Annotated in this window: 14 protein-coding genes and 1 riboswitch; of the genes, 7 read left to right on the top strand and 7 right to left on the bottom strand. The window is 66.2% G+C overall.

Translation table 11 applies throughout. From position 1 onward, the window contains the following. The first annotated feature begins 15 nt into the window (after positions 1-15). Positions 16-241: riboswitch (M-box (ykoK) riboswitch) on the top strand. Positions 242-574: 333 nt separating this feature from the next. Beyond that, a complete protein-coding gene (locus tag G6N54_RS29550) occupies positions 575-733 on the top strand; it encodes a hypothetical protein (protein WP_170313058.1) in 159 nt (52 codons plus the stop codon). 107 nt (positions 734-840) lie between these two features. Next, the gene (locus G6N54_RS17675; RefSeq protein ID WP_163791229.1) at positions 841-2,484 is read left to right on the top strand and encodes an NRAMP family divalent metal transporter; all 1,644 of its coding nucleotides are present in this window, start codon (positions 841-843) and stop codon (positions 2,482-2,484) included. Positions 2,485-2,487: 3 nt separating this feature from the next. On the opposite strand, the gene G6N54_RS17670 is transcribed toward G6N54_RS17675, so the two are convergent. After that, positions 2,488-3,441, bottom strand: coding sequence for an NADP-dependent oxidoreductase (locus G6N54_RS17670; protein ID WP_163791228.1), 954 nt, complete (start codon positions 3,439-3,441; stop codon positions 2,488-2,490). A gap of 129 nt (positions 3,442-3,570) precedes the next feature. Between G6N54_RS17670 and G6N54_RS17665 the strand changes: the two genes are divergently transcribed. Further along, complete coding sequence (locus G6N54_RS17665; RefSeq protein ID WP_372513189.1) at positions 3,571-4,158, top strand: hypothetical protein; 588 nt, start codon at positions 3,571-3,573, stop codon at positions 4,156-4,158. Positions 4,159-4,167: 9 nt separating this feature from the next. Here the strand turns inward: G6N54_RS17665 and car are convergent, their stop codons facing one another. Together car and G6N54_RS17655 are read right to left on the bottom strand one after the other, a co-directional pair. Continuing rightward, positions 4,168-7,707: a carboxylic acid reductase gene (gene car, locus G6N54_RS17660; protein WP_163791226.1), complete on the bottom strand. Its 3,540-nt coding sequence runs from the start codon at positions 7,705-7,707 to the stop codon at positions 4,168-4,170. Between the two features lie 144 nt (positions 7,708-7,851). Further along, positions 7,852-8,607 (bottom strand): L,D-transpeptidase, encoded by a 756-nt coding sequence (locus G6N54_RS17655; protein ID WP_163791225.1) that lies wholly within the window; start codon positions 8,605-8,607, stop codon positions 7,852-7,854. Between the two features lie 147 nt (positions 8,608-8,754). On the opposite strand from G6N54_RS17655, the gene G6N54_RS31145 reads away from it, so the two are divergent. Together G6N54_RS31145 and G6N54_RS17650 are read left to right on the top strand one after the other, a co-directional pair. Continuing rightward, complete coding sequence (locus G6N54_RS31145) at positions 8,755-8,883, top strand: hypothetical protein (RefSeq protein WP_264078207.1); 129 nt, start codon at positions 8,755-8,757, stop codon at positions 8,881-8,883. 153 nt (positions 8,884-9,036) lie between these two features. Next, a complete protein-coding gene (locus tag G6N54_RS17650) occupies positions 9,037-9,969 on the top strand; it encodes a LysR family transcriptional regulator (protein WP_163791224.1) in 933 nt (310 codons plus the stop codon). Here the strand turns inward: G6N54_RS17650 and oxc are convergent. Beyond that, positions 9,953-11,707 (bottom strand): oxalyl-CoA decarboxylase, encoded by a 1,755-nt coding sequence (gene oxc, locus G6N54_RS17645; protein ID WP_163791223.1) that lies wholly within the window; start codon positions 11,705-11,707, stop codon positions 9,953-9,955. The genes G6N54_RS17650 and oxc overlap by 17 nt on opposite strands. Before the next feature lie 236 nt (positions 11,708-11,943). Here oxc and G6N54_RS17640 point away from each other — a divergent pair, with 236 nt between their 5' ends. Then, on the top strand, positions 11,944-13,524 hold the full coding sequence (locus G6N54_RS17640) for a FadD7 family fatty acid--CoA ligase (protein ID WP_179969081.1): 1,581 nt from the start codon (positions 11,944-11,946) through the stop codon (positions 13,522-13,524). Between the two features lie 22 nt (positions 13,525-13,546). Here G6N54_RS17640 and G6N54_RS17635 read toward each other — a convergent pair whose 3' ends face one another. The 3 genes from G6N54_RS17635 to G6N54_RS17625 all read right to left on the bottom strand — a co-directional run bounded on the left by G6N54_RS17635 (position 13,547) and on the right by G6N54_RS17625 (position 16,786). Next, entirely contained in the window at positions 13,547-14,017 is a 471-nt protein-coding gene (locus G6N54_RS17635; RefSeq protein WP_163791221.1) for a DUF2231 domain-containing protein, read from the bottom strand. Between the two features lie 43 nt (positions 14,018-14,060). Then, complete coding sequence (locus G6N54_RS17630) at positions 14,061-16,229, bottom strand: elongation factor G-like protein EF-G2 (RefSeq protein ID WP_163791220.1); 2,169 nt, start codon at positions 16,227-16,229, stop codon at positions 14,061-14,063. 128 nt (positions 16,230-16,357) lie between these two features. Continuing rightward, a complete protein-coding gene (locus tag G6N54_RS17625) occupies positions 16,358-16,786 on the bottom strand; it encodes a TIGR03668 family PPOX class F420-dependent oxidoreductase (protein ID WP_163791219.1) in 429 nt (142 codons plus the stop codon). A gap of 148 nt (positions 16,787-16,934) precedes the next feature. Here G6N54_RS17625 and G6N54_RS17620 point away from each other — a divergent pair, with 148 nt between their 5' ends. Continuing rightward, entirely contained in the window at positions 16,935-18,002 is a 1,068-nt protein-coding gene (locus G6N54_RS17620) for a S1C family serine protease (protein ID WP_163791218.1), read from the top strand. The last annotated feature ends 57 nt before the right edge of the window (positions 18,003-18,059 follow it).

The raw sequence follows: 18,059 nt of genomic DNA, 5'->3' as shown, positions 1-18,059 counted from the left end.
GCCAGCATGGACGGGCAAGCACCTCGGTAGGTGAGGGGTCTGCACGGACACAGGCCACTGACCCCGAACGTCGAGAGACGCCCCGGGTCAGGACAGCTCTTCCCGGACACAAGGGTTGAGCCCAAGTGGCTTCTGGACGAGGAGCGATCGCAAGCGCGGCGAAGCCGGGCGCGCGGGTCGCGGCCATGGGCTAATCCAGATACGCCGTGCAGTGCCGAAGCTCCGACGAGAGGGGTGCGGCCGGCGGGCTCGTGGCCCGCCATTCGTACCTCTCCCGCGTGTGATGTGACGACACCCCCGTGTGTCATGGCCGTGAGGAGGTGAGGGCGAGATGAGTCCAGGCGATAGTTCCTATCCGAAATCCATCTTGAACCGAACCGGTTGCGGCATTTCATTCTGCTGACGCAGCTCAATTTGTGCTGTCCCGCAACCGCATTCACGGTCAGCGGGTGCCGGCGAATGCCGGATGCATTTGGCGTGCCGACGAACCGGTCAGACTTCCGACAGGGGGAAGATCATGACTTTTGTTGTAGTGCCGCGTGTTCGCGGACGTGGAAGGTTGCGCGGACGGTCGATGCTGCGTGCGGGTCGGCTGCTGACCAGCAGGCTGTGCGCCATGCACATTCCGACGCTCGAAGAGCGGGCGAACCTGTATGTGTCGCTGACGCCGATCGCCGTGCTCTCGGCCGCGCCGGGTGGAGAGTCATCGGACGGTGTGGGCAACTGCCGGTGATTCGTTCCGCCAGCGGTCCCCAGCGGCGGGCGCGACTTTGGCAGCCCGCCGCTGGGGCACGTTGAACGCCCAGTCCGTACAGCCCGACTCCTGAGAGCGAGAAAGCCATGACTTTGACTTCCACCCGGCAGAATGACTGGTCCGTAATGGATTCCGCACACACCGGCGACATCGTCGGAGCGTTCGGCCGCATCGGCCGAGACGACGACCGCGCGTTGCGTGGCTGGTGGCGGCGGTTACGAACGCTGATGGTCATCACCGGGCCCGGTTTGATTGTCATGGTGGGCGACAACGACGCCGGTGGCGTCGCGACGTACGCGCAAGCCGGTCAGGACTACGGGATGAACCTGCTGTGGACGCTGGCCCTGCTGATCCCGGTGCTGTACGTGAACCAGGAGATGGTGCTGCGATTGGGTGCGGTCGCCCGAGTCGGGCACGCACGCCTGATATTCGAGCGGTTCGGAAAGTTCTGGGGAGCATTCAGCGTCGGCGATCTGGTCGTTCTGAATGCGCTGACAATCGTCACCGAATTCATCGGCGTCGCACTGGCGTTGGGATTCCTGGGCTGCCCGAAGATCATTGCTGTCCCCGCTGCCGCCGTACTCCTTTTCGCCGTGGTGGCCGGGGGCTCGTTCCGGCGCTGGGAAGCGTTGATGTTCCTGCTGATCGCGGTGAACGTCGCGATGATCCCGATGGTGCTGCTGGTGCATCCGAGTCCGAAAGTAGCTGCCGCCGGTCTTGTTCCACACTTCCCGGGCGGACTGAACTCCACCGTCCTGCTTCTGGTCATCGCGATCGTGGGGACCACAGTCGCGCCGTGGCAGTTATTCTTCCAACAGTCCAATGTGGTGGACAAGCGCATCACCGCGCGCTGGATTCCTTACGCGCGAGCGGATTTGATCATCGGGATCATCGTCGTCATCGCCGGGGGGACTCTGCTGATGGCGGTGACCGCCTTCGGTATCACCCCAAGTGCCGGCGAGTTCACCGATGCGGGCGCCGTCGCCAGCGGGCTGGGCCACCCGGTCGGGGCGTTGTTCGCGATCGTCCTGCTCGACGGTTCGCTGATCGGGGCCAACGCAGTCGGACTGGCCACCACCTACGCCATCGGTGACACCATGGGCCAGCGACACTCGCTGCACTGGAAGATCAGCGAGGCGCCATGGTTCTACGGTGGCTATGCGCTGTTGCTCGGGGCGTCGGCCGCGGTGGCGTTCAGCCCCGATCACATCCTAGGGCTGGTCACCCAGGGCGTGCAGGCGCTGGCGGGTGTCTTGTTGCCGTCGGCGACGGTGTTCCTGGTGTTGCTCTGCAATGACCGGGCGATCCTGGGACCGTGGGTGAACACATTGCGGCAGAACGTCGTTGCGTGGGCGATCGTGTGGGCACTGGTGCTGCTGTCGCTGGCCTTGACGGCGACCACATTCTTCCCGGCTCTGTCCACGGCCAGCCTCGAGGGCGGGCTCGCGGTCGGTGCGGCAATCGGCGTACTTTGTTGCGCCGTGGCGATCATCGGCGACCAGTGGTACGGGGACACGCGGGTGGCCAAACTCGGCTCGCCGGTCGGTCGAGCCGAAAGGCGGGCGCTGCGCCGGCAAGAGCAGAAAAACTGGCAGACCCCGAAACTGAGTTCTCTTGAGCGCCCAGCCCTTTCACCTATCCACCGGACCGGACTATTGATCCTGCGCGGCTACCTGGTGCTGGCCGTCGTCTTCGTGGTGATGAAGCTCATCGAGCTTGGCGTCGGCTGACGGTCAGCACGAACCGTTAGGCAGCAGCACGATCTTGCCGTGCGTGTGCCGGCGTTCGAGTTCCTCGAAGGCATCGGCCACCCGATCCAGCGGAAGGGTAGCGGCGATGTCGAAATCGACAGCGCCGCTGACGATCAGGTCGGCGATCTCGGACAGTACTTCCGGGGTGGACGCGTCGGTGCTGCCTTCGGTTTTGGCACCGACTTCGCCCGCCTTCTGAAAGGAGATGATCGTGTCGATGCGCTGCGGTGCCACCCCAAGATCGACGGCCAACTGGACGTAGTCCGGGCCGAACAGATCGATGAAGGCATCGATTCCGCTCGGCGCCGCCTCGCGCAGCCGCTCGGCCAACCCTTGAAAATCAAGGCCGTAGGCGATTGGGATGACGCCGTGTGACTGCAGCCATTCGGCGTTGCCCTCGCCGGCGATACCCAGCACGCGCGCCTGGCGAAGGACCAACAGCTGGACGACGAGACTGCCGACACCGCCGGCGGCCGCCGACACGGCGACGGTCTCGCCCGGCTGCGGTGCGACCGCGCGCACGGCGGCGTATGCGGTCGCACCGACGACATAGAGGGAACCCGCTGCCTCCCAACTTAATTGGGGCGGCTTGCGGATCAATTGGTCCACCGGGACGGCGGTGTGGGTGGCATGGCTTGATCGCCGGAAGCTGAACCCCAGTACCTCGTCGCCGATCGCGAATTCGGTGACCCCGGACCCGATGGCCGTGACGACGCCGGCGAGGTCGCTGCCTTCCCCGGACGGGAACGTGGCGGGGAACATCTCGTGCATCGCTCCCGAACGGATCGCGGCCTCGCCGGGGTTGATTCCGGCGGCTCGAACCTCGACCACCACCTCACCCTCGCCGGGTACCGGCATGTCGATATCTGCTATGTACAGCACGTCACGGTCTCCGTAGCGGTCGAACTGTACCGCGCGCGCCACTGTAGCCGTCATCTCAGATCTCCTTAACACGCTTTTGTCCCGGCGGCCCTGCGCCAGGATAGGCGCCAACCCGCACCTGTCGATTACTGCGTGCGCGTATGTTCATATGCGCTGGCCCTGTTCTCCTCGGAAGGGATGCCCATGGGACGTGCTCGGATGACTGCCACCGGATGGGTGGCCGCTACCCTCGTGGTCGGCATCGTGATCACCGGTTGCGGCAACGGCGGCAAGACTTCGGCTCCCCCGTCCAAGACGCCGGTGGTCAGCACCCCGACCGGACCTCCCCCGGATTACAGCGCACTGCTGATCCAGCCCGGCGATGTCGGCGACGATTTCACCGCACCGCAACCGCCGGTGCTGAATTCCAACAACACGACCGGCGTTGCTCAACTGTTCGTCAACGCCGACAACAGCCGGCGCATCGGGGACACCATCTTGGTCGTCGCCGATCCCGCGACGGCGGCGGCCGCCCTGGAGAACACCAAAGCGAACTACGCAAAAAAGGTCCCCGGCGCCTGGCAGCCCGTCGACGTCGGCTCCAACGGCGCAATGATCTCGGGAACCTCGTCGGACAACTCGCAGGCCATCGCGGTGTTGCTGTTCACCGAGGGCAGGGCGCTGATCAACCTGGAATTCGACAGCGCACCCAATGATCCGATCGACCCGGCGATCGCGATCGACGTCGGCCGCAAGCAGGACACCGCGGTCAAGAACGGTTTGCACGATTAGCGTCTCGGGCTAGACCAGCCCGAGTAGCCGCAGATCCGACACGTACTTTTCGATCAGCTGCTGTGACAAGTGTGGAATGTCTTTGTCCGCACCGATTTTGGCTGCCTGCACCGCGCCGCGCAGCGGCGCCTCCGGCTTGCGGTACACGTCGAGCAGGGGCAGTACCGACTGCTGACGCTGCTTGTCGGGTAGTGCGCGCAGTGCCGTCTCGAAACGCCCGAACCACTCGTCGTGGTCATCGAGGCGCCGGATGTCGTGGCCGGCCGCGATCAACCAGTCCACGAAGACGTCCAGCGAGATGCCGTCGTCATGCGGGTTCATCACGTCGAATGACCGGTATTCTCCGGCCGTCGCCGTCTGCTCGCCCAGCGTGGTGACCGACTCCGCTACGAAGTCGGCGGGCAGACCGTCGTAGTGCGCCACCACCCGGTTTCCCTGCGCGTCGGTTTGGTAGAACGACGACGGCGCGATGCCGGTCACCAGCAAGCTGAAGATCAACCGGGTAAACGCATCCGGGACATTCAACTGTCCGGCGTACTGACTGTGCGCAAGGATCATGTCGGACCGGAACACCGCGGCCGGCAATCCGCACAGGTCATGCGCCTCGCGGAGCAGCACCTCGCCACCCCACTTGCTGTTCGCGTAGCCGTTGGCATAGCTGTCATCGACGGGACGCACCGCGCTGACGGTGCGGATATCGCCGTCCTCCGCGAACTTCGCGCGATCGACCGAAAAGGCCACCGCGACCGTCGACATGTAGGTTACCGGCTTGATTCGCGTGGTGATCGCCAGGCGAATCAATTCCGCGGTACCGACCACGTTGGGGCCGAACAGCTGGTCGTACGGCAAGACATGGTTGACCAGCGCGGCCGGGTGCACAATCATGTCGACGTCGCGCGCCAGGCGCTCCCAAGTCGCTTGATCCAGGCCAAGTTTCGGCTCAGCGATATCGCCGACGACGACCTCGAGGTGGTCGGCGGCCAGCGCGCGGTACCTCGATAGCAGTTGCGGGTCGCCGCTGTCGAAAACGGTCTCCAGCCGCTTGCCCGCAGCCTCGGCGTCCGTGCCGCGGATGATGGTGATCAGTTTCCCGCCTCTTTCGGCAAGCCGCTCAAGCCATTCCAGCGTCAGGAAGCGGCCGAGGTAGCCGTTGGCACCGGTCAGCAGCACCGTATGCGCTGTGCCGGTGGCGCGCGGCAGCGTCGGGGCTTCGGCCAGGGTCGCGGCGTCGATGAACTTGTCGAGGGTGAGTTCGGACGCTCGGGCCTCCGTGGCGCCGCGGCCGTGCACCGTGGAGAAGGCGGGCCGGGCAGCGCCCGAATCACGTTCGGATTCCACGTACTCCGCGAGTTGGCGAAGGTCGTAAGCCGGGTTGATGATCTGGCCTACCGGCACTTCCACATCGAAGATGTCCTGCAGCAGGTTGGAGAAGGTCAGCGCCGACAGCGAATCGCCGCCCAAGTCCAGGAATTGGTCATCCGGCCGCGGCGGGCCGCCGGGCAACCCCAACAGCGCCTCGGCGGCGCGCGTCAGGGTATCTATCACCGGCCGGTCCGCCGCGCCTTCGCGCAGCGAGCGCAACTCGGCCGTCCGGGTGGCGGCGAGTTCGGCGTAGAGCTCTTCGAGCCGGGCACCGTAGTGCTCCTTGAGCTTGGGCCGCAACAGCTTTCCGACGCCCGACAGCAGGCCGTTGTCTTCGCTGAACGGTTCGGACTCGACGATGAAGTCCGCGGGGATTTCGTAGGACTGCAGCTCCGCAACTGTGGCGGTGCGGCGCAGGGATTCGCTCAGCGCGGCCTTGAGGCCGTCGGGATCACCGGCGAATCGTTCCTCGGCCTCGAGAGTCGGGACCACGACGGCCAACAGGTACGGCCGTTCGCTGTTGCCGTAGACGAAGGCCTGCCGTACCAGGGCGGCGCCGCTGAAGACCGCATCCAGTTGTGCCACCGCGACGAATTCGCCTTGTGCCAACTTCAATACATTGTTGCGCCGGTCGACATAGACAAGGTGATCGGGTTCCACCTCGGCCATCACGTCCCCGGTGCGGTAGTAGCCGTCCGGGTCGAACGCATTCGCCGTCACGTCGGGGCGCTTGAAGTATCCGGTGAATGCGGTCTCCGACTTCACCAACAGCTCGCCGCGCGGATGCGGCTTGTCGGTGTGGAAATAACCCAATTCGGGCACATCGATCAGCTTGTAATCGATGACCGGCGGCCGCACTACCACACCGTCCTTGTAGACCATGCCCAATTCGGTCTGGCCGTAGCCGTCGAGTACGTGTGCGTCCAAACAGGATTCGATGAAGGTCTTCATCTCGGCGGCCAGCGGCGCGGTGGTGGAGAAGGCGGTGATTACCCGGCCCCCCAGAACCTGTTCGCGCAATTCGGCTTTCGCCTGGATATCGGCTTCGTCGGGCTCGGTGCCCTGCCCGATGAGTCGCTCCACCGCACTCTGGTAGCGCTGGTACAGCATCTCGACCACGCGCGGAACCATGCCCATTTCGGTGGGGCGCACCAGATTCCAGTCGTCGAACAACGTCGATAGGTCGCTTTCCGGCACGAAGTAGCTGGTGCCGCCGGCTTGGAACGACGACGCCAGCGGTATGCGTCCGCCGACGTGGTTGAGCGGCATGAAGTTGACGTTGATCACCGGCACGTCGGCAAATTCCGGGTACATCTCGTTGGTCCACAGCTTCAAGACCATGCGTTCGGTCTGCATGGCGCCCTTGGGCAGCCCGGTGCTGCCTGAGGTGTACATGATCATGGCCAGCCGCTCGTCGGTGTCGCCGGTGTAGACCGGCTCCGGCGGCAATGCGCGGCCCCGCTCGACCAATTCGTCGAAGGTCTCGATGGTCACCGCCATGCCGGCCTCGACCAGCTTCGCCTGCGCGCGCTCCACGTTCTCCCGCTGTTCGTCAATCTCGGGCTGGTAGTCGAAGAGCACCAGGCGGCGCAACGACGTGCTACCCAGCGCCGCCTCGACGGCGAGGTCGACATACCCCGCGCCGGTGGCCAGTGCCTGGGGTTCGATTTCGGCAACGATGGGCTGCAGCCGAGAGGCGGCCGCGTTGTGTTGCAGCGGTACCGCTACCAGGCCGAGGTAGCTGGTCACCAGATCCAGCGTCAGGTACTCGGGGCTGGCGAAGCCGAGGGTGGCAACCACGTCACCCGGGGACACCGGGTTGGCCTCGTCACGCCGCCACGCCGTGGCGACCGCGCGGACGCTGGCCCACAGATCGCGGTAGCTGATCGTGTCGAATCGGGGCAGCAGCCGGCTGTTGGTGCGGCCGGTAGCGGGATCGGTCGTCAGCTCGCGGGCACGCCGCCCCAATGCGGGGCGGTCGCCGTAGCCTTCGACGAACATCTCCAGGATCTGGGGCAGCCGAAGGCCGGGTTGGCGGGCCGCTGCCTCGAGCGCGAGATCGGGTTTGGCGTTGCGGTATTGCTCGTCGGTCGCCTCCACCCGGCTGATCCGCTCGGCTACTCGTTCCCGTGGTGTGACCTTCGCACTCGCATCGGTGCCGTTCTCGACCTTCGCGTCACTAGTCATGCCCAGCCTCTCGTTCGGACGACCCTTTAGCGCAAACCATCGGCTCGCTACGAGTCTTCCACTGGATTACTGTGACCGTGGCCACAGCACGGTTGAGCGCCGCTACCACCGCGGCATTGCAGATTTGCTGGTGTATCGGGGCTGCTACGCGATGACCTGGATGGGGTCGCCGACGTTGACGTTGTTGAAGTACCACGCGGCGTTGTCCGGGCTCAGGTTGATGCATCCGTGGCTGACGTTGGCGTGGCCTTGCGAGTCGACCGACCAGGGTGCCGAGTGCACGTAAACGCCGCTCCAGGTGACCCGGACCGCGTACTGGGCGGTGATCTTGTAGCCGTCGGGGGCGCTCAGCGGGATGCCGATGGTCCGCGAATCCATAACCACGCTGCGTTGTTTCTCGAGAGCGGTGAAGCTGCCGACCGGTGTCGGGCGGGCCGGCTTACCCATTGAAGCGGGCATCGTGCGCAGAATTTCCCCGTCTCGACTGACGGTGAAGGTGTGGCCGGAGATGCTGGCGACACCGAGGAATGCGTCGCCGGTGTCGAAGCCCGTTGTCAGCTCCTGGATGCCGACCGAAACGTGGCTGTGGGCGGGCCAGTACTGGTTCGGAACCCATTGCACGACATTGATCTCGGGCCACTCGAAGTGGCCCGAGATATTGCTCGGCGAAGCCACATGGATGGACCGTTCGACCGCGGCACGGTCGGTCACCGGCGCGGTGAATGTCACGACAACCGGGTGTGCGACTCCGACCACCGCGCCGTCGGCCGGCAAAATCGAGGCAATGACGGGCGTTGGTTCGGGTACCGGGACCGAGGCGACCGCTTGGGAGCCGGATCCAACCGCGCCCAAGCTCGTGATCGCGACCATAACAAATAGATAACGAAACCCACGACGCATGGCGTCAACCTTCCGAGATGGTGCGATCAACACGACCATATTCTACTGGCTGTCCAACCATTACGGGTTTTAGCAAACAATGACACTCCCGCCTCATCTTCGGGATAACGATCTGATCGCCGGTCGAGTTCGATCCCGTCTCGGGCCGTGGTCGGTAAAGAGAGCGGGCATCACGACATCCACCCACCCGCGGGCTCGGCGGCGTTGGTGCTGATCGACATGCAGCGCGACTTCCTGGACCTGCCGGGTGGTGATACGCCGATGCCGTTGAGCTAGAACACTATTCGGGCCAACGGCGACTTGTCGTGCCAAAACTGGACGTTTCTGCGCAACAACCCGGCTGTGGGCAGGCCAGCTGAACGCCATGGCTTCAACAACAAGAAGTGTTAACCTCACCCGGAATCGGTGCCGCCAGACCGAGGAGGTGCGGTGCTCTTTCGTCAGCTGGAGTACTTCGTCGCGGTCGCCCAGGAGCGCCACTTCGCTCGGGCGGCCGAGAAGTGCTACGTGTCGCAACCCGCGCTGTCCGCCGCGATCGCCAAGCTGGAACGGGAACTAAATGTCACGTTGATCAACCGCGGGCACAGCTTCGAAGGCCTCACCCCTGAAGGGGAGCGACTGGTCGTGTGGGCCAAGCGGATTCTGGCCGAGCACGACGCGTTCAAGGCCGAGGTGCATGCCGTGCGGTCGGGGATCACCGGGACGCTTCGGCTGGGTACCGTGCCCACTGCGTCGACGACGGCGTCGCTGGTGCTTTCGGCCTTCTGCTCGGCGCATCCTTTGGTCAAAGTGCAGATCAATTCCCGGTTGGCCGCCACTGAGCTGTATCGGCGGCTGCGCGAATTCGAGCTCGACGCCGCCATCGTGCACGCGTCGCACGAAGACGCCCACGACGTGGACCTGGTGCCGCTCTACGCCGAGCGTTACGTGCTGCTGTCACCGGCGGACATGGTGCCCGCGGCCGCATCGACGTTGCGTTGGCCGGACGCAGCGCAGCTGCCGCTGGCATTGCTGAGCGCCGACATGCGAGACCGTCAGATCATCGACGAGGCGTTCGCGGATCACGGCATCACCGTCACCCCGCAGGTCGAAACCGACTCGGTGGCTTCATTACTCGCGCAGGTAGCCTCCGGCAACTGGGCGTGCATCGTTCCGCACACCTGGCTGTGGACCTCGTCGCTGGGCGGAGAGATTCGCGCGGTCGAGATGGTCGACCCGGTCGTGAAAGCCGAGATTACGTTGGCCACCAATGCCTCCGGGCCCGGATCGCCGGTCGCCCGGGCGCTCGTCGCGTCCGCGCACGAGCTTGCGCTGGACGAGTTCTTCAATGCCCAGCTGCTGGGGGTTACCCGCCGGCGCTGACCGCCGGCTTGCGGTTGACGGCACTGGTCGGGTTGAGACTGGCCAGATGGCCGCTCTCCACCCCGGCCGCCGGGTCGAGTTCGCAGTCGATCAGCGACGGGCCGTTCGACGCGAGCGCCTCGGTCAACGCCGACTGCAACTCTGCCGGGGTGGTGACGTGATATCCCTTGCCGCCGAATGCTTCTGCGAGCAGCTCGTGCCGCGCACCGGCATTGAGCACGGTGGGGGCGGGACGGTCCCCGGTGGGTGCTTCGTCGCCCCGGTAGACGCCGCCGTTGTTGAGGATCACGACTGTCACCGGTAACCGGTAGCGGCAGATGGTCTCGATCTCCATGCCGCTGAAGCCGAATGCGCTGTCCCCTTCGATCGCGACGACCGGCCGGCCCGTCTCGACCGCGGCGGCGATCGCGTAGCCCATGCCGATGCCCATCACCCCCCAGGTCCCGGTGTCGAGGCGGTGCCGCGGCAGCTCCATGTCGATCACGTTGCGGGCCAGGTCCAGCGCATTGGCCCCCTCGTTGACCACGTAGACTTCCGGATTCGCCTGCAGCACTGAACGAATCGCGCCCAGGGCGTTGTAAAACCGCATCGGGTGCGGGTTTTCGGCGAGACGTTCGCTCATCTTGGCGTCGTTACGCGCTCGGCGTTCGGCCAGCTCATCGGTCCATTCCGTCGGTACCGCGAACGGGCGGGCGGCCAGGCCGTCACGCAACGCAAACATCACCGAGCCGATGTCGCCCGCCAGCGGCGCGACGATCGGCTGGTTGCTGTCGAACTCCGACGCCGCGATGTCGACTTGCACGAACTTGGCGTCGACGGCCCACTGCGGCGATTCACCATGGCCCAGAAGCCAATTCAGTCGGGCGCCGACCAGCAACACCGCATCGGCGCGGGCGATGGCCGCCGACCGGGCGGCCGCAACTGACTGGCGATGCGAATCCGGCAGCAGCCCCTTGGCCATCGACATCGGCAGGAACGGAATCCCGGTGGACTCGACGAAATCCCGGATCACGGCGTCGGCTTGCGCGTATGCGGCACCCTTGCCGAGGACGATCAGCGGCCGGCGCGCCCGCGCGAGCACGTCCAGCGCGCGATCGACCGCCTCCGGCGCCGGCAGCTGGCGAGGTGCGGGATCGATTACCCGCCAAACACTTTGGGATGCCTCGACGGCATCCATGGCCTGACCCAGCACCGCGCCGGGGATGTCCAGGTAGACGCCGCCGGGCCGGCCGGAAACGGCGGCGCGGATCGCGCGCGCGATGGCCAGGCCGATGTCCTCGACCCGCTCGACCCGGTAGGCCGCCTTCACGAAAGGCCGTGCGGCGTTGAGCTGATCCAGGTCCTGATAGTCGCCGCGTTGCAAGTCGACCAGCGCTCGATTGCTCGAACCCGAGATCTGGATCATCGGGAAGCAGTTCGTGGTGGCATTGGCCAGTGCGGGCAGACCGTTGAGAAACCCGGGCCCGGATGTCGTCAGGCACACCCCGGGACGGCGGGTGAGAAACCCGGCGGCCGCGGCGGCGTTGCCGGCGGAAGCCTCCTGCCGGAAACCGATATAGCGCATCCCGCGGGCCTGCGCGACACGGGCGAGGTCGGTGATCGGGATGCCGACGATCCCGTAGATGGTGTTGATGTCGTTGGCCGCCAGCGCGTCGACGACGAGATGAAAGCCGTCGGTCAGGGCGGTGTCCTCCGCCCCTGCCGGTGCCCCGGTGGACGATGTCGAAAGTGTGGTCATGTCCCGACTCCTCGTGTATCCGTGCGTGTCGTCACCACTGTGGTCCGGGTGTCCCGCCGCTGTCCAAGACCGTGCCGCTATGCAGCGATTCACGGAGGTTATCGACCGCCGGGCCGCCGATCGATAGCCACCGATTATCGATCGTGAGCTGAACAGTATTGGACGAACAGGGAGGTTTCTCTGCATCGTGCAATCAGGTGCTGTTACACATGCGAGAAAGCGGAAGGACCATGGCGATGTCTGAGTTGATCACCCCGTCGTCGGACTTGACCGGCGAATCCCCGAGCATCGCCGATTTGGTCGCGGCGGCGGCAATCCGTCAACCCGAGGCGACGGCGCTGGTCGCGACGCCCGAGCGCAGGCCCATCAGCTACGGCGAGCTGGTCCGGCTGGCCGATGACCTGGCCAAGCAGCTCAAGGAGGGCGGTCTGCGGCCGGGGGACCGGATCGCGCTGCGGTCCGGTAGCAATGCCGAGTTCGTCGTCAGCTTGTTAGCGGCGTCGCGCGCCGGCCTGATCGCGGTGCCGCTGGACCCTGCGTTGCCCGTCGCCGACCAGCACGCCCGCAGCGGGGTCGCGGGCGCGGGTGTGGTGCTCGCCGACGGCGGCGGTCCCACCGCCTCGCAGGAGCCGGGGGTGGTGTGGTGGACGATCGCGGTGACGGTCGGCCGTGACGGTGCCCCGTCGTCGGTTGACCTGGATGCACCGGCAGCGCCGAATCCCGACGTGACGGCGCCCGAAGGCCTGCAGGACGACGACGCGATGATCATGTTCACCGGCGGGACCACGGGCATGCCGAAGATGGTCCCGTGGACGCACACGAACATCGCCAGTTCGGTGCGGGCGATCATCGCCGCCTATCAACTGGGCCCGGCCGACGCGACGGTTGCGGTGATGCCGTTCTACCACGGCCACGGTCTGATCGCCGCGCTATTGTCGACGCTGGCATCCGGCGGGACGGTGCTGTTGCCCGCGCGAGGGAAGTTCTCGGCGCACACCTTCTGGGACGACATCAACGCCGTCGGGGCCACCTGGTACACCGCCGTTCCGACCATCCACCAGATCCTGTTGGAGCGCGCCAAGACCGAGCGCCCGGATGACGGACGGGTCGCACTGCACTTCATCCGCAGCTGCAGCGCTCCGCTTACCACGGAGACGGCCGCGGCCCTGCAAGACACCTTCGGCGCGGCCGCGGTGTGCGCGTTCGGGATGACCGAAGGCACGCATCAAGTCGCCACCACGGACATCGAGCAAAGCGAAAACCCAGCCGAGACAACGGGTCTGGTCGGCCGATCGACCAGTCCGCAGATCCGGATCGTCGGGCCCGACGGCCAATCCCTTCCCGTCGAAGAAGTCGGCGAGGTCTGGCTGAGCGGCCCGACCGTGGTGCGCGGCTACCTCGGCGACCCGGCGATCACCGCCGCCAACTTCACCGACGGCTGGCTGCGCACCGGCGACCTGGGGTCGCTGTCGAGCGCGGGTGATCTGCGCATCCGCGGGCGGATCAAGGAACTCATCAACCGCGGCGGCGAGAAGATTTCACCGGAACGCGTCGAGGGCGTGCTGGCCGCCCATCCCGACGTCCTGGAGGCGGCCGTGTTGGGGCTGCCGGACAAGATGTACGGCGAGACGGTGGCCGCGGTGGTCGTCGCGCGGGGATCGACCGCGCCGAGCGCCGAGGAACTCACCGAGTTCTGCCGGGGCCGGCTGGCGCCGTACGAGGTGCCCGCCACCTTCCAACAGGCCGACTCACTCCCGCACACCGCCAAGGGGTCACTGGACCGCCGCGCCGTGGCTCAGCAGTTCGGCGGGGCCTGACGAGAAGGATTGTCCGGCAAGACTACTGGCCCGACGTGACGTTTCCCCACGCGGCCCGCGCGCCCGAATCGCCGACCCGATAGGTCTGCACCAGGGTGGCCACGGCCGCGATGACCACCAGCAGCCCGACCACGGCGTGCAGGGTGAGCTTCATGTCCACACCCCGCGCCTCCCGAACGTGCAGCACGGTCAGCACCGTGACCGTCGCCGCCAGCGCCGCCACGATGTAGATCAGGGTGGAGCCGAGCTGCTCGTGGTTGGTGAGCACCGGCGACGGCGCACCGACACGGGCCGACAACCAGACGCCCGAGGTGGTGGTCAACGGGGTCAAGACCAAGGTGCCCACCGCCAGGAGCAGCACCAGCCAGATCAGCCGGCGTCGCGCCGCGGGCCACACCACACACAAGATCGCCAGCACCGCTGTCAGCGGACCCAGGACAACGACGAAATGATTGAGCAGGATATGGGCAGGCAGTCCATTGAACGTCGACATACTCGAATCCGGGGCTCCCAATCTGGCTGTTTATCAGGTGCTTTCACACAGTAGCCGCCAACCGGGTCGCGGCGGACTCGGGCATCGGCTCGTAACGGGCGAACGCTCGGGTGAACGACGCGGCGCCGTGCGCCAGCGAACGTAGATCGATCGCGTACCGGGTCAGCTCGACCTGAGGCACCTCGGCCCGCACCACGGTGCGGTCCTGGCCCGCGGTATCGGTGCCCAGCACGCGCCCGTGCCGACCCGACAGGTCGCCCATCACCGCGCCCACGAAATCGTCGGGCACCAGCACCGAGATCTCGTCGATCGGCTCGAGCAGCGTCACCTTCGTCGCGGCGGCGGCCTCCCGCAGCGCCAGGGAACCCGCCATCTGGAATGCGAAGTCCGACGAGTCGACGCTGTGGGCTTTGCCGTCGAGCAGGGTGACCCGGATGTCGACCACCGGATAGCCGGCGTGCACACCCTTTTCCATCTGCGCGCGGATGCCCTTCTCCACGCTCGGGATGAACTGCCGCGGCACCGCCCCGCCGACCACCTTGTCGACGAACTCGAATCCGGATCCCCCCGGCAACGGCTCGACGTCGATGTCGCATACCGCGTACTGGCCGTGACCGCCTGATTGCTTGACGTGGCGGCCGTGGCCTTTTGCCTTGCCGCCGAAGGTTTCTCGCAGCGGGACGCGCAGTTCCACCATGTCGACGGTGACGCCGTATCGGTTGGCCAGCGCCTCGAGGACGACGCCGGCGTGGGCCTCACCCATGCACCACAGCACGATCTGGTGCGTTTCGGAGTTCTGCTCGATCCGCAGCGTCGGGTCCTCGGCGGCCAGCCGGCTCAGCCCGACCGACAGCTTGTCCTCGTCGGTCTTGGCATGCGCCGCAATGGCGATCGGCAGCAGCGGCTCCGGCATGGCCCACGGTTTCAGCACCAGCGGCTCTGCCTTGTCGGACAGGGTGTCACCGGTTTCGGCACGGCTGAGCTTGCCGATCGCGCAGACGTCGCCGGCCACCACCTCGGGGGCGGGTCGTTGTTGCTTACCCAGCGGAAAGGACAACACCCCGATGCGTTCGTCCTCGTCGTGGTCCGGGTGAGTGTGGCTGTTGCCATCGGATTCTCCGAAGAAAGACGAAAAATGGCCCGACACATGCACGGTCGTGTCGGGCCTGATGGTCCCGGAGAACACCCGGACCAGGCTCACCCTGCCGACGTAGGGGTCTGACGTCGTCTTCACCACCTCTGCCAGCAACGGTGCTTCGGCGTCGCAGGGCAGCTCGGCGTGCGGGGCGCCGTGCGGCGTAAAGACTTCGGGCATCCGGTGTTCCATCGGGGAGGGGAAGCCGCGGGTGGCGACCTCGAGCAGCTCGTGGGTGCCGACACCGGTGCCGCTGCAGACCGGGATGACCGGGAAGAATGACCCGCGGGCGACGGCGCGCTCCAGGTCGTCGATCAGCACCGCCTCGTCGATCACCTCGCCGTCGAGATAACGGTCCATCAGGGACTCGTCCTCGGATTCCTCGATGATTCCCTCGATCAGCATGCCGCGGGCGTCCTCGATCCGGTCGGCATCCGCGGGATCCGGCGGCTCGATCGTGCGGGTGCCACCGGAATACTGATACCGCTTTTGCGAGAGCAAGCCGATCAGGCCTTCGCAGGATGGCGAGCCGGTCGGCAAGTAGAGCGGTAAAACCTTGTCGCCGAACGCGTTTTGCGCCGCCTGTAGCGCTTCCATATAGTTCGCGCGGGCGTGGTCCAGCTTGGTGATCACCACGGCGCGGGGCATGCCGACCTGGCGGCATTCCGCCCAGAGCGACTTGGTCGGCTCGTCAATACCGTCGCAGCCCTCGTTGGCCGCGATCACGAACAGCGCGCAATCCGCCGCGCGCAGTCCGGCGCGCAGCTCGCCGACGAAGTCGGCGTATCCGGGCGTATCGACCAGGTTGATCTTGATGCCGCCGTGCGACAGGGACGCCACCGCGACCCCCACCGAACGCTGTTGGCGAATCTCGGCGTCGTCGTAGTCGCAGATGGTGCTGCCGTCGGTCACCGATCCCGCCCTGGTCAGCACGCCGCCCGCGACGAGCAGGGCCTCGACCAGGGTAGTCTTGCCGCCGCCCGAGGCGCCCACCAGGGCGATGTTGCGCACATCGCCAGGACGGTTCGCGGTGGGAGCTGCCCCCGTGCCCGCCGCAGCGTTCGCCTTGTCCGCCATGACCTTCTCCACTTCGCTCGGTCGGGCACGGTGTGTCCTAGCTCACAGAACGTATTAGGCAACCTTCTCCCAACTGCCGCCCAACACAAGGCCACGGACCAGCCAATTGCACCCCGCGGCGCGCCCCGTCAGGCGTGCCAGCTCGACCAGCGGTTCACGGCAATCGTGATGACCGGCCCGTTCAGTGAAACTGATTGATACTGAGGGTATTTCGCGCGTAACAGCCGGTAGCCGGTATGCATCGCGTCGCCGTCGGGATGAATAGACGCCTCGCCGTCAACTCTGACCCACCACAGCTGCGTCCAGTCGTCGCCGTAGTGGTCGACGAGCAGGCTGACCCGTGCGTTGCCGGCGATGTTGGTCAGCCGGCGCAGCCGCTGCGTGCTCTTCGGCTTCGCGTCGATCGCGGTGTAGACCATGTCGGGGGCATCGGCTGTAACGGCTTCGCAGACCGCGAAAACCACCGGCACCAGATGTGGTTTTCCGTCGGCCGAACTGGTCGCCAACCGTGCCACCGGGGACCGCGCGAACCGGATTTTAGGGTCGAATTCGCCCACCGTCCCAGCTTAGGAGCCGCGATAGTCGATCAGCGTTCCGTGCGCCCTGAACTAGCTACCTGCATTACGGTGAGGTACACAAAATATGCGGTCCAGACGCAGAGGCTGGGCCGCTTCTGGTTCGCACCCCGATGCAGGGAGGTACGGGATGAGCAAAGGGCACCCCCGCTCAGTCTGGCCGTCATGGCTGGTCAGTGTGCTGGCCGTGGTCGGACTGGGCTTGGGCCTGACCACGGTCCCGGCCGCTGCATCGCCGTCCACGCTGGCGACCGACCGGTTCGGCGATGCCCCGATGTTCCCGCTGGATCCCGCCGCGATCGCCGCCCAGGTCGGACCTCAGGTCGTCAACATCAGCACCCGGTACGGCTACAACAACGCGATCGGGGCGGGAACCGGCATCGTCATCGATCCCGGCGGGGTCGTGCTGACCAACAACCACGTGATCTCGGCCGCCACCGATATCAGCGCGTTCGACGTCGGCAATGGTCAGACGTACGCCGTCGACGTGATCGGCTACTCCCGCAGCGCGGACATCGCGGTGCTGCAGCTTCGCGGCGCGGGCGGACTTCCCGCCGCCGCCATCGGTGGCGGCGTCGCGATCGGCGAGCCGGTAACGGCGCTCGGCAACACCCACGGCCAGGGCGGCGCGCCCAGCGTGGTTCCCGGCAGAGTGGTCGCGCTCAACCAGACTGTCTCGGCCACCGACACCCTGACCGGAGCCAACGAGAACCTCGGCGGGCTGATCCAGGCCGACACGGCGATCAAGCCCGGCGACTCGGGTGGGCCCCTGGTCAACAATGCCGGACAGGTGGTGGGGGTCGACACCGCCGCCACTGACAGCTACAAGATGTCCGGCGGCCAGGGCTTCGCAATCCCGATCGGTCACGCGATGGGCGTCGCCAATCAGATCCGGTCCGGTGCCGGGTCCAACACCGTGCACATCGGGCCCACGGCCTTCATCGGCATGGGCGTTGCCGAAAACGGCGGCAACGGCGCCCGGGTCCAGCGCCTGGTCGACGGCGGCCCCGCCGCGGGAAGTGGAATCGCGCCCGGCGACGTGATCGTCGCGGTCGACAACGTGCCGATCAACGGTCCCACCGCGATGACGGACGTACTCGTCCCGCATCACCCCGGCGACGTGATCACGCTGCACTGGAATTCCGGAGGCGGGCCCCGCAGCGCGCCCGTGACACTGGGCGACGGGCCACCGGCCTGATCCTGACGCGCATATTGCCTGGCCGGCGGCCAATTCGGTTGCCGGGACGGCAGATTA

Origin of the sequence: Mycobacterium stomatepiae (assembly GCF_010731715.1) — a bacterium.
GTDB lineage: Bacteria > Actinomycetota > Actinomycetes > Mycobacteriales > Mycobacteriaceae > Mycobacterium > Mycobacterium stomatepiae.
Note: the sequence above shows the minus strand (reverse complement) of the source record. Positions and strands in the feature narration are given on the sequence as shown.